Source organism: Cohnella sp. GbtcB17, from assembly GCF_019091135.1.
Taxonomy (GTDB): Bacteria; Bacillota; Bacilli; order Paenibacillales; family Paenibacillaceae; genus Cohnella.
The window spans coordinates 58,455-71,979 of record NZ_JAGXJW010000031.1 but is presented as its reverse complement, the minus strand read 5'-3'; the positions used below and the strand labels follow the sequence as shown (position 1 = coordinate 71,979).

The window sequence follows — 13,525 nt, the reverse complement described above, 5'->3', positions numbered from 1 at the left end:
CATGAAAACCATGAATATCGGCGTGATCGGCGCCGGCGTGATCGGCAAGAGACATATGGGCAACCTGGCGAAGCGCGACGACGTACGCATTGCCGCGGTCTGCGGCACGGATGCGGGAAAGACGGACAGCGTCGCGGCCGAGTACGGCGCCGAATCCCTTACGGATTACGGGCAGCTGTTCGAGCGCGTGCCGCTGGACGCCGTCTTCGTCTGCACGCCGCCGGGCGTTCGCCTGGGTCCGATTCGCGAAGCCGCGCGCCGCGGCATCGCCTGCTTCGTCGAGAAGCCGCCCGCGCGCTCGGTCCGCGAAGCACAAGAGATCGAGGCGATCGTCCGCGAGAGCGGCATCGTCTGTTCGGTCGGCTTCATGTACCGCTACGCGGGCGCCGTGGCCAAAGCTCGGGAGCTAATCCTGGGCAGCGGGGGGCCGGTCCCGATCGTGCGCAGCGTGCATGTGTGCGCGGCGGGCCTGCCGGAAGCGCCGACGCCACGCTGGCTGCTGGACAAGGCGAATTCCGGCGGACCGATGTTCGATCAGGCGATCCATCTGATCGATGCCGCCCGGTATATCGTAGGCGCGCAGAGCGGCGAGGTGGAGGCGATCCACGCCTTCGGCGCCAACGCACAGCGGCCCAAGAGCGTAGACTACACGGTCGAGGACAACTTCGTCGTCAACCTGGCGTACGCGCGCGGCACGGTCCAGACGCATACCCACTCGTGGGGCGTGGAGAAGCCGCGGGTCGAGATCGAGCTGCTCGGACGCGACTACCGGCTGACCGTCGACCTGTCCCGCCTCGGCAGCCGGCTGTACGGGGATTTTCGCGGCGAAGAAGTGTCGATGCATTTTCCGGATGAAAATATGTATGCGGACGAAGCGGCAGCGTTTCTCGCGGCGGCGCGTTCCGGCGACAGGTCGTCGATCCGCTCCTCCTACGCGGATGCGGCGAGATCGCTCGAGCTGGTCGTGCGGGCGAACGAGTCGGCGGACGAGGGGCGGTCGATCCGGTTGTAATAAATGCCTGAAGAGGGCGCTGAAAACAATACTGGAAGCGGCGGAAAAGGCGGCCCGCCCGGTGGCTTGGCATTGTGTTAGAATGTTGGCGATAGCGCTTCCACGAGAGACCGGCGCCGTCGGACGGGAGAGTCGCCATGAACGTTTTTAAGCTGCGTCCGCCGGGATGGCGGCGCATCCGCCTGCCCTTCAAGCTGCCGCTGGTCTATATGCCGCTTATTTTGCTGCCCGCCCTGGCGGGCATATACATTTTGACGGACAGCTACACGGCATCGTCAAAGACCCGGACCGCCGCTTACGCGACCGATCTGCTCGCCCTTATGGCGCAAAAAATGGACGACAGGCTGGGCAGCTACGAGCAGCTGAGCAAGCAGATCATGACGGACGACGAGCTGCTGTCGCGTCTCGCGGTGAAGCCGGCCTCGGTGTACGAGCGGTTCGAGATCCAGAACGCGATCAACGAGCGGCTCAACGTCTTCTGGCTCGGCTCGGATCAGAACGCTTATATCCGCGCCATCAAGCTGACGACGCCGAATGCCGAGTATACGTACGGCACCGACGCGATCGACGGGTTCGGTGTCGGCGGCGCCGATTATCAGGCGACCGTGGCCGCGATGAAGGGCGGAGCCGTCTGGTTCCGTCCCGAAGCCTACAGCGACGGCTATTCCTCGTTCGATGCGTTCCGGCTTGGCCGCTCGGTGCGGGACAAGAAGCTCAGCGCCGTCGGGACGCTGACCGTCGTCATCCGGACGGAGGCGATCACGGACATTTTCAGCCAGACCCGGTTCAGGGAGAACGCCGCAATCCGGCTGCTCACGGACAAGGGCGAGGAGATACTGGGCAACGGTAAAAAGGCGCAGGCGGGGGAGCGGCAGCTGCTCACCTACTCGCGGGACAGCATCCGCAACGGCTGGCAGCTGTCCGCGCAGCTCCCGCTCGACCAGCTGTACGAGCCGATCTACCGCACGGCGCGCATGGCGACATTTATCGTGCTGGGGTGCATCGTCCTTGGACTCGTCCTGACGCAGCTGCTCGTCATCGACCTCGTCATCCCCATCCGGCGGCTGACGGCCAACATGAAGCAGGGCGTCAAGGGGGTGCGGCCCGAGCGGCTCAAGCGGTTCGGCGGCGCGATCGAGATCGTGGAGATGAACGACACATTTATATCCGTCATGTACGAGATCGAGCGGCTCATCGCGGAAGCGTCCCGGCAGGAGCAGCAGAAAAAAGAGGCGGAAATTCGCGTGCTGCAAAATCAGCTTTCTCCCCACTTTCTTCACAATACGCTAAACTCGATCCGATGGATGGCAATCATCCAGAAGCAGGACAACATCAAGGAGACCGTCGATTCCCTGAACAGGCTGCTGACCTATGCGCTCCGGGGCGGCGGCGGGCCGGTGTCCCTCGGGACGGAGGTGGAGATGCTCCGCAGCTACGTCACGATCCAGAAGGTGCGCTACCAGCATTTCGGCTTCGAAGCGCGCGTCCCAAGAGAGCTGGAGGACGCCCTGGTGCCGAAGTTCCTGTTGCAGCCGCTGATCGAAAATGCGCTGCTGCACGGGCTCGCGGGTGCCGAAAGGCCGGGCGAGATCTCGGTCGAAGCCGCGGCGGAGGGCAGGACGCTCGTGCTGAAGGTGGCCGACAACGGCGTTGGCTTGTCGCCCGAACGGCTGGCGGAGGTGGTCGCGAGTCTGGAAGGCGACGAACGGCCGTCGCAGTCGGGTGAGAGCGGCGCGCGAATCGGACTTCGGAGCGTGCACGAGCGGGTTCAACTGCATTACGGGAAGCAGTATGGGCTGCGCATCTCGAGCGGGCCCGGTACAGGCACGTCGCTGGCGGTCAAGCTGCCGCTGCAGCGGGAGGAAGGGGGAGAAGCCGATGCGAAGCGTCATGATCGTGGATGACGAATCGCTCGTTCGGATCGGGCTACAATCGATGATCGACTGGGAGGCGCACGGCTACCGGATCGCCGGCGTGTTCAAAAACGGGGAGGAGGCGCTGGCGGCATGCGCGCGGCAGGCGTTTGACGTCGTGCTCACGGATATCCGGATGCCGGTCATGGACGGCTTCGCGCTGATCCGCGGGCTGCGAACGGCCGCGCCTTCTGCACAGGTCGTCATTCTAAGCAGCTACAACGACTTCGAGCATACGCGCCAGGCGATCCGGCTCGGCGTACGGGACTACATCTCCAAATACGAGATGGAGCCGGAGGAGCTGCTGCGGGTGCTGGGCGGGCTTGACTTCGAAGCGGCGGACGACGAGAAAGGGGGCGCCGGCGCAGCTTCAGACGCGGGCGGAGAGACCGGGTACGACGAGGAAGCGAGGCGGCTGCTGGAGAGCACGGACGTCCGCGCTTCGGCCGCCGGAGAAACGCCCGCGCATTCGCGGGCGTTCCCGGCGCTTGCGGCCGTGCTGGCCGGCCGGGGCGGCCTCTTCCGCTGGGCGGCGTTGAAGCCCGTCCCGCGCGAGGGCGGCTACGCCGCGGCCGAAAGGCGGGCGATGCTGCATCTGGCGGAGGAGCTGTTTGCCCGGCTGCGCCTTCCCGCGCCGTTCGGCGAAAGCGGGGATACGCTGCACGGCGGCTTCGTCTGCGAAGGGGCCGTGCCTGCTGCTGCCGATCTTTCTGCTGCCGCCGCTGCCGCCGCGAGCGAGGAAGACCGCGAGGCGTTCGCCCGCATGGGGCTGGAGTGGGCGGCGGCCTTCCAGCAGAAGCTCAACGTGACGCTGGCGATCGGCTTCTCCGCGCCGCAGCCTATCGGCGGCGACTGGACGGCGGCCCGGCGCGGCGCCGAGGCGGCCGCGGACGTCGCGCTGTTCGAGGGCGGCATCCGCTTCCGCGAGACGGCGGGCGAGCGGGGCGAGATACCGGATGCCGAATGGCTGGAGTTGTACAAACGCTTCAAGCATCGCCTCCGCCTTCTGCAGCCGGGCGCGCTCGCGGACGACCTGCATGCGCTGCGCGCGGAGCGCGGCGATCGCTACCAGCCCGCGGAGTGGATCCGGCTCGGCGTATCGACGGTCTCGCAGCTGGCCGACTTCCTGATCGAGCGGTACAACCCGGGCCCGGAGGAGCTGCGCGAGCGGTTCGGCGCGCTGTGGCCCTTCGCCGACGCGGCAGGGCGCATCCGCACGGCTGAAGCGTGGAGCCGGACGCTGGGCGAGATCGCCGCGAAGTCCGCCGAGCTGGTCGCGCGGAAGCAGGCGCGCGACGGCTGGGTGGCGCGGGTGCGGAATTACGTCGAGACGCATTATGCCGACCCGATCCGTCTGGAGGATATGGCCCAGCTGGCCGGATTCAGCGAAAATCACTTCGGCCAGCGGTTCCGGCAGGAGACGGGCCGCTCCTTCTCGGATTACCTGACGGACATCCGCATCAAAGAGGCGGTCCGGCTGTTCCGGGAGACGGAGCTGTCGACGGAGGAGATCGCCTCGCGCGTCGGTTACGCGAACCCGAATTACTTCGTGAAGGTGTTCAAGCGGGCCACGGGCCAGACCGTCAGCCATTTCAAAGGCAGGCGTTGATCCTGGCACGAGAATCGTTGAAATTGGCATAAGAGCGGGATTCGGCACGGCGGGTTCCGTTTTTTATGGCATCGAATGCGGGTCGGCGTGCATGGAACTTCGATCGTGGTAACGCTTACAATTGAATCAGATCGCGATCCGCACTATGCTGCGCCACCATCAATGGATCTGTTTATTCGGGAGGGGTTCACCGTGCAAAAAAGCAAACCGTTCGCCGTTCTCGCCGCCGCCGCGCGGCCCGCGCTGACGCTGCAAGCCTGCGGAGGCAACGACAACAAAGATGACAGCGCGTCTTCCGGCGCGCCGTCGTCGTCTTCCGCGGGGTCGTCCGCTTCGGCCGCGCCCAGCGAATCCGCTCCGTCGGGAGAGAACGTCACGCTCAAGGTGTGGGGCGACCTGGGCAACCAGGCCGTGCTGGAGGAGCCGTTCAAAAAGATCAACGCGGCCTTCGAGCAAAAGTATCCGAACATCAAGCTGATCTACGATTTCGCGCAAAACGACCAAAGTTTGAACGTAGCCCTTCAGGCCAACGAGCTGCCCGACCTGTTCTGGGTGCAGGGCGACAAGACGTCCAAGATGGGGGAGATGGTCAAAAACGGATTTCTGCTCGACCTGACGTCCTACAGCATGGACCTCAGCCGCAACGCCGACCCGGAAAAAGCCTACTGCACCGTAGACGGCAAGCTTTACTGCTCGCCACCCTCCTTTTTCGACACGAACGTCGTGTACTACAACAAAGATTTGTTCGATAAAAACGGCTTGAGCGTACCCGCCAACTGGGACGAGTTCGTTCAGGGCCTCGACAAGCTGAAGGCGGCGGGCGTCACGCCGATCGCGCTGGCGGGCAAGAGCGAGTGGGACCGCGCCTGGCCGATCTTCGCCTTCGCTCCGGCGTTCGCCAATGCCGCCCTGCAAAAGGCGCAAGCCGGCCAAGGCAAGCTGACCGATCCGACCGTCGCCGAGACGCTGCAGGCGTTCCGCGACTTCGCCGACAAAGGGTACTTCGGCAAAGACTTCCTCGCCCAGGACATGGCAGGCGCGCAGTTCGCCTTCACCAACGGCAAGGCGGCGGCCATTATCGACGGCACCTGGAACAACGCCACCTACGTCGCTTCGGGTATCAACCTCGGCCGTTTCCCGGTTCCGAACAAGGAAGGCAAGCGCGTCGTGCAATCGAGCTACAGCAACTTCATGACCTACGCGATCTCCTCCAAGTCGGAGCATCCGGCCGAAGCGGTCAAGTATCTGGAATTCCTCGGCAGCCAGGAAGCGCAGCAGATTATGGAGGACGCGACGGGCCTCGTGCCGACGATCAAGGACATCACGCCGAAGGACGAGGGCGTCAAAGAGCTAGCCGTCTTCGACGAAGCCGGTCTCAACATTTACTCCGTGCTCACCGCGCTGTCCACGCCGGAGTCCAACGCCGCGGACATCATGATGAAGGACGTCATTCCGAAGCTGATGACTGGCGCGATCACCGGCGAGGAGGGCGCGGCCATCCTCGACAAGGCGGCCAAGTATCCAGGCCAGTAAAGGCCGGTTCTCCACGAATCCGCCAGACGTCCGAGCGGCGGCGCGTCCGCCGCTCCCGCGTCTTGCGCATGAAGGAAGGTGGCCGCCATGGCCTGGATTCGCAGCAAGCCGTTCATTTGGTTCATCCTGCCGGGCTTCCTGCTTTATTCGCTTTTTTCCGTTTATCCGATCTTCTCGGCGATCCAGATCAGCCTGACCCGCTGGGACGGCATCGGCAAAAAGACGTTCGTCGGCTTCGGCAACTACGGAGAGCTGTTCTCGAACCCCGAGCTGTTTCGCCAATTGACGAACGCCCTGGGCCACAGCGCCACGATCTTTGCGCTGAACGCGCTTGTCGTGCTCCCCGCGCAGCTCTACCTCGCCTATCTGATCTACGGCAAAATCCGGGGACACCGCTTTTTCCAGGCGATGATCTTCTCCCCGCAATTCATAGCGACGCCGGTCATCGTATTCATGGGCACGCTCGTGTTCGACGGCAATATCGGCGTGTTCAACAAGCTGCTGGAGACGGTCGGTCTGGGCGGCTGGACGCGGCCCTGGATGGGCCTGCCCGAGCTCGGCATCTATATCGTCTGGCTGCTCGTCGCCTGGTCGGGCATCGGCGTCGGCATGATTTTTTTCCTCGGCGCGATGAAAATGATATCCGGCGAGATCATCGAGGCCGCGCTGCTCGACGGAGCTTCCTATTGGGGGCGCTTCTTCCGCATCGTGCTGCCTCAGATCAAGACGACAATTCTCAACATGCTGATTCTGACGTACATTTTCGCCATGACCTTGTTCGACTACAGCTTTATTCTCGGCGGCGCGTCCGGCGGCATCAATCGCAGCGTTGACGTGATGGCCTTGTTTTTCTATCGAATCTCGTTCGGCGACAACAGCGCGGTGGGCGGCACGACCAACGTGAACGCGATGGGCATGGGGACGACGATCGCCTGCGTGATGTTCGTCATCGTCTTCGCCGTCGCGCTTGTCCAGGTGGCCCTCACTTACCGCAGAGCGGAGGATTGACATGAGACTGCGACCGAAGCGGACGCCCGTCAGCGCGGCGATCCTCTGGATCTATTCGCTGCTGACGCTGCTGCTGCTCTGCTACATGACCTACCAATCGCTGCGTCCCAAAAAAGAGCTGCTATCCGCCACCTTCGCCATGCCGAAGCAGTTGGGCTTCGGCAACTTTCGCAAGCTTTTCGCGGAAGCGGGGTTCTTCACCTATTTGCTCAACAGCGCGGGGATCCTGTTCGCCTCGCTTGCCCTCGTCGTGCTGCTGTCCACGATGGTCGCGTACGGCATCGGCAAGTTCAATTTCCGCTTCAAAGGCGGGCTGCTGCTCTACTTTCTGATCGGCCTGATGTTTCCCGTGCAGCTCGGCATCGTCCCGATCTTCCTGCTCATTCGCGACATGCATCTGCTGAACAGCCAGTGGGCCGTCATCCTGGTGCTCGCCTCGGGGCTGTCGATGCCCGTGTTTCTGCTGACCACCTTTTTCGCCAAGCTGCCGCACGACCTGTACGAATCGGCCAAGATCGACGGCGCCGGAGAGTGGACGACCTTTATGCGCGTCATGTTCCCGCTGGCGAGCCCCGTCACCTTCAGCGTCTGCATCATCATGTCCATGCAGATCTGGAACCAGTTTTTTGTGCCGCTCATCTTCCTCCAGAGCGAGAGCCGCAAGACGATTCCGCTCATGATCATGAAATTCACGACCAACGTGCTGTACAACATGGATCTCGCGCTAGTCGGCTCGGTCATGGCGACGGTGCCGCTGCTCATCCTGTTCTTCTTCTTCTCCGGCCGTGTCATCGAGGGCGTGGCGACGGGCGGCGTGAAGGGGTGACGGCAAATGGGCAATGCAACGGACCCCAGCGCCGCTACTGCCCAATGTGCCAGGGAGCGTCGCCAGCATCTAAATCCAAAGCTTCAAAGGAGTGAACAACCGTGACGACGCTGCAAGCCGTACGTTTGAGAACGGAATACTTGGAGGACCCGCTCGGCATCGATACGCTCGCGCCGCGGCTCGGGTGGACGCTGTCGGATGCGGACGGTAGGCGGGGAGCGGCGCAGACGGCCTACCGTATACTGGCGGCCTCTTCGCCGGAGCGGCTCGCGGCTGACGAGGGAGACCTGTGGGACAGCGGCATCGTAGCGTCTGCGGTCTCCGCTCATATTCGTTACGATGGCGCTGCGCTAAGCGCTGAACAGCAAGTCTGGTGGAAGACGCAAATCCGGGACGAGCGCGGCGAATGGGGGGCATGGAGCGACAGCGCGCGCTGGTCGGTCGGCCTGCTGAGCCGGGGCGAATGGAAGGGCATATGGATCGGCCGCAAGATCGGCCGCAAACCGACTCGCGAGCAGCCGCTGCCCGCGGTTTATTTGCGTCGCCGTTTCGCATCGCGCGCGGGTGTGAAGCGCGCGACCGTGTACGCGACGGCGCTCGGCCTGTACAGGCTGCACCTGAACGGCCTGCGCATCGGCCGCGATGCCCTCGCGCCGGAGTGGACCGACTATCACGTCCGGGTGCAGTACCAGACGTATGACGTGACGGATTTGCTGCGCGCAGGGGACAACGCGCTGGCCGTCACACTCGGGCATGGCTGGTACACCGGCTACATCGGCATGTACGGCTATCAGAAGTACGGGATGGATCCGTCCTTTTTACTCCAGCTGAACATCGAATACGAGGACGGATCGGCGCAGTCCGTATGCACCGACGAATCGTGGCGCGCGAGCTACGGTCCGATCGTCGCCGCTGACATTCAGATGGGCGAGACGCATGACGCCAGGCTGGCAGAGCCGGAGTGGCAGGCGCCTGCATTCGACGACGCGGCCTGGTCCCCGGCGACGCGCATGTACGACTACCGCGGGCTGGTCGTCGCGCAGATGTCGCCGCCGATTCGCGTCACGCAGGAGCTTGCGCCGCAGGAGATGCGGCTGCTGTCCGAAGACCGCGCGATCGTGGACATGGGGCAGATGACAAGCGGCTACCTGCGCGTCGTATTCGAAGCGGCGGAGGGCGTCGAGTACACGCTGCGTTACGCGGAAGCGCTGGACGAGCAAGGCGAGCTGTACACCGCCAACCTCCGCTATGCGAGACAGACGGACGCCTACATCTGCGCAGGCGACGGGCGCGAGACGTTCGAGCCGCTGTTCACCTATCACGGCTATCGCTACGTCGAGGTCTCGGGCGGCCCCGCGCCCAAGCCCGAAGACATCGTCGGCGTCGTCGTGCATTCCGCGCTGCCCGAGGCAGGGTCGCTGGAGACGTCCGACCCGCTCGTCAACCGGCTGCTCTCCAACATTCGCTGGACGCAGCGAGCCAACTACATGAGCGTGCCGACCGACTGCCCGCAGCGCGACGAGCGCCACGGCTGGACGGGCGACGCGCAGATTTTCGCGCGTACGGCGGCCTACAACATGGACGTATCCGCGTTTTTGACAAAATGGCTGACCGATCTCGACGACGGACAGCGTCCGACCGGGGCGTATACCGACTTCGCGCCGTTTATCTTCGGGCCGAAGACGGAGTTCGACAACGACTTCACCTACACGCACACGGCCTCTTCGGGCTGGGCGGACGCGCCGCCGATCATCGCCAAGCTGCTGCACGAGCTGTACGGCGATCGCGAGGTGCTGCGGCGTCATTATCCGGCGCTGAAGCGCTGGATGGCCTTTAACGAGACGCTGTACCCGGACGGCATCCGCCGCGATGCGCCTCAATACGGCGATTGGCTGTCGCTGCCGGAGCGGCCTTACGAGGAGGCGAAGGCCGAGCTCGGCTGGCTGATCGACAGCCTCTCGACGACGCCGTACGACGTATTCGGCACGGCGTACTACGCGAACGGGGCGGCGATCATGGCCGACATCGCGCGCGAGCTTGGCGAACACGCCGACGCGGAGCGCTACGGCGCGCTGCACGGCCGGATCAAGACGGCGTTCGCACGCGAGTTCGTAGCCGGGGACGGGCGCATTAAAGGCGACACGCAAACCGTTTACGCCATGGCGCTCGCTTGGGACCTGCTGCCGCCGGAGCGGCGGGAAGCTGCGATGGCGCGCTTGACGGGCAAAGTCGAGTCGGCGGGCGTGATGGCGGCGACGGGCTTTCACGGCACGCGGCTGCTCATGGATGTGCTCAGCGACGGGGGGCGCGAGGATCTGGCCTTCGGCCTGTTGACGAGAAAGGCTTACCCGTCGTGGCTATATTCAGTCTTGCAAGGGGCGACGACGATCTGGGAGCGCTGGGACGGCTGGACGGAGGAACGGGGATTTCAGCGGCCGGGCATGAATTCGCTTTGCCACTATGCGTTCGGCGCGGTCGGCGAATGGATCTACAAGCACGTCGGCGGCATCGCCCCCGATCCGTCGGCGCCGGGCTTCGGCCGCGCGATCCTCCGCCCGCGTCCGCTCGGCGGATTCACTTGGGCGAGATGCGGCTACGATTCGATCCGCGGCCGCTACGAGGTGGATTGGCGGCTCGGAGACGGCGGTGCGCTTGAGCTCGCGGTGACGGTGCCCGCAGGGGGGGAGGCGATCGTGCACGTGCCGGCGGACGCCGGGACCGCCGTGCTGGAATCGGGCGCGCCCGTGGCCGAAGCAGAGGGCGTCGAGGCGCGCGGGCGGCTCGGCGACTGCCAGACGTACCGGGTCGCGTCCGGGCGCTATTTATTCACATCCCAATGGCATCCACAAGGAGGCTCGCAGCCATGACGCGGAGACTGATCGATCTGTCGATGGACATCTATCACGGGGCGCCGACGTTCGCCTACGATCCGAAATGCGCCGTCATCGTCCACAACACGGTGGACACGATCGGCTACAACATCTCGCAGCTGTCGATGAGCACGCACCAGGGCACGCATCTCGACGCGCCCTTCCATTTTCTGAACGAAGGCAATACGGTGGACCGCCTGGATCTGGACCGCTGCATCGGAGAAGCGCTGCTCGTCGACCTGTCGCACAAGCGGGCGAAGGAGCCGATCGGCGTGGCGGACTTCGCGCCCTATGCGGACCGGATCGGCGAAGGGACCCGGCTCGTCTATCGCACGGACTGGCATCTGCAGTATCCGCGCAAGCATTATTTTAGCGATTTCCCCTACATGACGCTGGAGCTGGCGGAATGGCTGGCCGACCGGCGCATCGCGCTCATCGGGATGGACGTGCCGACGCCCAATCCGACCGACTTCGACCCGGTGCACAAGGCGCTGCTGCGGGCGGAGATCGTCATCGTGGAAGGCTTGGCGAACCTCGGAGCGATCGGTGGGGACGAATTTTTTCTGATGGCGGCGCCGCTCAAGATTACGGGGCGGGACGGCGCGCCCATCCGGGCGGTCGGCATGGTAGACGAAGACAAGGCGGATCCGTTGGCGAGAAAAAGGGCGTCCGGCGGGAAGGCGGTTCAGTCCAGCTTTGATGCGGCGAAGGAGGGGGAGCGATCATGACGGAGCAAGTAAGCTGGCGGATCGCGGTCACGGACAGCGGCTTTCCCGATCTGGCGCCGGAGGCCGAAGCGCTCGCCGGCATGGGGGCGGTGCTGCTGTCCGGGCAGTGCAGGACGGCGCTTGAGGTGGCTGAGCTGTGCGCGGACGCCGACGCGGTCCTGACGCAGTGGGCTCCCGTGACGGCCGAGGCAATCGCGCGCATGACGCGCTGCAGGGTCATCGTGCGGTACGGCATCGGCGTGGACAACGTCGATCTGGAAGCGGCGCGGTCGAAGGGAATTCCGGTGGCGAACGTGCCGGACTATGCGATCGAGGAGGTCGCGGATCATGCGATGTCGCTGCTGCTCGCCTCGGTGCGCAAGATCCCGCAGGTCGCGGCGCAGGTGCGCGGGGGCGTCTGGGAGATCGCCCCGCGCCGTCCGATCGTCGGCCTGCAAGGACGCAAGCTCGGCGTGGCGGGCTTCGGCAACATCGCGCGGGCCGTCGTCCGAAGGGCGCAGGCGTTCGGCCTGCAGACGATCGCGTACGATCCTTACGCGAATCCGGAGCTGTTCGCCAGGCATGGCACGGCAAGCGTGGACTGGGACGCACTGCTGGCGGAGAGCGACTTCGTCTCCGTTCATTTGCCGCTTGTCGAGGCGACGCGCCGCCTGTTCGACGACCGCGCGTTCGCCGCGATGAAGACGGGCGCGCATCTGGTGAACACGTCGCGGGGCGGCGTTGTGGACACGACAGCGCTCGTGCGGGCGCTGCGGGACGGCAAGCTGGCGGGCGCCGCGCTCGACGTGCTGGAGGAGGAGCCCGTCCTCGCCGGACATCCGCTGCTGGCGATGGAGGAATGCATTCTCACGAGTCACTGCGCGTGGTACTCGGAGAGCTCGCTCGTTCGGCTGCAGCGATATGCCGCGCTCGAGGTTCGGCGTGTGCTGGAAGGCGGCAGCCCGCAGCATGTCGTCAACGGTGTCGGCGCATGAGGGCGCTCGTCTGGCACGGGCCGCGCTCGCTGGCGGTAGAGGACGTCGAGCGGCCCGTCCCCGGTCACGGGGAGGTGCTCGTCCGCGTGGAGGCGGTCGGCATCTGCGGCAGCGAGCTTGAAGGTTACCGCGGCCACAGCGCGGTGCGCCGCGCGCCGCTCGTCATGGGGCATGAGTTCGCTGGCGAGATCGTTGAGGCGGGGCTCCTCTCCGCAACCGCGACCGAGCCCGCCGCCGACCTTGTCGGACGCCGCGTTGTGGTCAACCCGCTGCTCGCCTGCGGCCGCTGCCCGCGCTGCCTCGAGGGAAGGCCCAACGTGTGCCGCGATCGGCGCATCGTGGGCATTCACCGTTCGGGCGCGTTCGCCGAATACGTGGCCGTGCCGGCGTCCGGCGTCACGTTCGTCCCGGACGGCATGGACGCCTCGCTCGCCTCGCTCGCCGAGCCGCTCGCCGTCTGCGTGCATGCGATCCGGCTGGCGTCGCCGGAATGCCGGGCGCCTGGCGGCTTGCTCGTGCTCGGCGCCGGCCCGATCGGCCTGCTGACGCTGCAAGCCGCGCTGGCAATGGGCGCGAAGTGCGTGCTCGTCTCCGACCGTCTCGCGTCGCGGCTCGCTTTTGTCCGTACGCTGGGCGGCGAGCCTTGTGCGCCGGAAGACGCCGAGTCCGTCTGCCGCGCTTGGTTCGGCGAGGACGGACCCGAGGCGGTCGTCGACTGCGTGGGCGTGGCGCAGACGCGGGAGACCGCGGTCCGGCTCGCGAGCGCAGGCGGTCGCGTCGCGCTCGTCGGGCTCGGCCAGGAAGAGAGCCCGATGCCGATGAACCTGGCCGTGCGCAAGGAGCTGGCGCTGCTCGGCTCGTACACGTACAGCGAAGCCGACTTCGCCGAGGCCGTGGGCCTTCTGGCTTCGGGCACTATTCGCGCGGACGGATGGACGGGGGCGTGCGAGCTTGCGGAGGCCGCTGCGGCGTTCGAAGCGTTGGACCGCGGCGTCAGCCCGTACGGCAAGATTATCGTCAAGCCGAACGGCGGCTTTAACTGAATCGATAGG

General features: G+C 65.2%; 10 protein-coding genes. All 10 read left to right on the top strand.

The features are described from left to right. Position 1: 1 nt before the first annotated feature. The 10 genes from KVT38_RS17975 (at position 2) to KVT38_RS17930 (ending at position 13,516) form a co-directional block, all read left to right on the top strand. Positions 2–1,012 carry a Gfo/Idh/MocA family protein gene (locus KVT38_RS17975; protein ID WP_217595122.1) on the top strand — a complete coding sequence of 337 codons (1,011 nt, stop codon included), beginning with the start codon at positions 2–4 and terminating at the stop codon, positions 1,010–1,012. A 137-nt stretch (positions 1,013–1,149) separates the two neighbouring features. Then, on the top strand, positions 1,150–2,916 hold the full coding sequence (locus KVT38_RS17970) for a cache domain-containing sensor histidine kinase (protein WP_217595121.1): 1,767 nt from the start codon (positions 1,150–1,152) through the stop codon (positions 2,914–2,916). Beyond that, complete coding sequence (locus KVT38_RS17965; protein WP_217595120.1) at positions 2,891–4,534, top strand: response regulator; 1,644 nt, start codon at positions 2,891–2,893, stop codon at positions 4,532–4,534. Before KVT38_RS17970 ends, KVT38_RS17965 begins: the two co-directional genes overlap by 26 nt. 192 nt (positions 4,535–4,726) lie before the next feature. After that, entirely contained in the window at positions 4,727–6,067 is a 1,341-nt protein-coding gene (locus KVT38_RS17960; protein WP_217595119.1) for an ABC transporter substrate-binding protein, read from the top strand. An 87-nt stretch (positions 6,068–6,154) separates the two neighbouring features. Further along, positions 6,155–7,075: a carbohydrate ABC transporter permease gene (locus KVT38_RS17955; RefSeq protein WP_217595118.1), complete on the top strand. Its 921-nt coding sequence runs from the start codon at positions 6,155–6,157 to the stop codon at positions 7,073–7,075. Between the two features lies 1 nt (position 7,076). Then, positions 7,077–7,901, top strand: coding sequence for a carbohydrate ABC transporter permease (locus tag KVT38_RS17950; RefSeq protein WP_217595117.1), 825 nt, complete (start codon positions 7,077–7,079; stop codon positions 7,899–7,901). Positions 7,902–8,002: 101 nt separating this feature from the next. Next, a complete protein-coding gene (locus KVT38_RS17945; protein ID WP_217595116.1) occupies positions 8,003–10,768 on the top strand; it encodes an alpha-L-rhamnosidase in 2,766 nt (921 codons plus the stop codon). Continuing rightward, positions 10,765–11,499 carry a cyclase family protein gene (locus tag KVT38_RS17940; RefSeq protein WP_217595115.1) on the top strand — a complete coding sequence of 245 codons (735 nt, stop codon included), beginning with the start codon at positions 10,765–10,767 and terminating at the stop codon, positions 11,497–11,499. The genes KVT38_RS17945 and KVT38_RS17940 overlap by 4 nt, the downstream gene beginning before the upstream one ends. Then, a complete protein-coding gene (locus tag KVT38_RS17935) occupies positions 11,496–12,473 on the top strand; it encodes a C-terminal binding protein (protein ID WP_217595114.1) in 978 nt (325 codons plus the stop codon). The genes KVT38_RS17940 and KVT38_RS17935 overlap by 4 nt, the downstream gene beginning before the upstream one ends. Next, positions 12,470–13,516, top strand: a complete 1,047-nt coding sequence (locus KVT38_RS17930) for a zinc-dependent alcohol dehydrogenase (RefSeq protein WP_217595113.1) — start codon at positions 12,470–12,472, stop codon at positions 13,514–13,516. The genes KVT38_RS17935 and KVT38_RS17930 overlap by 4 nt, the downstream gene beginning before the upstream one ends. Positions 13,517–13,525: the final 9 nt, after the last annotated feature.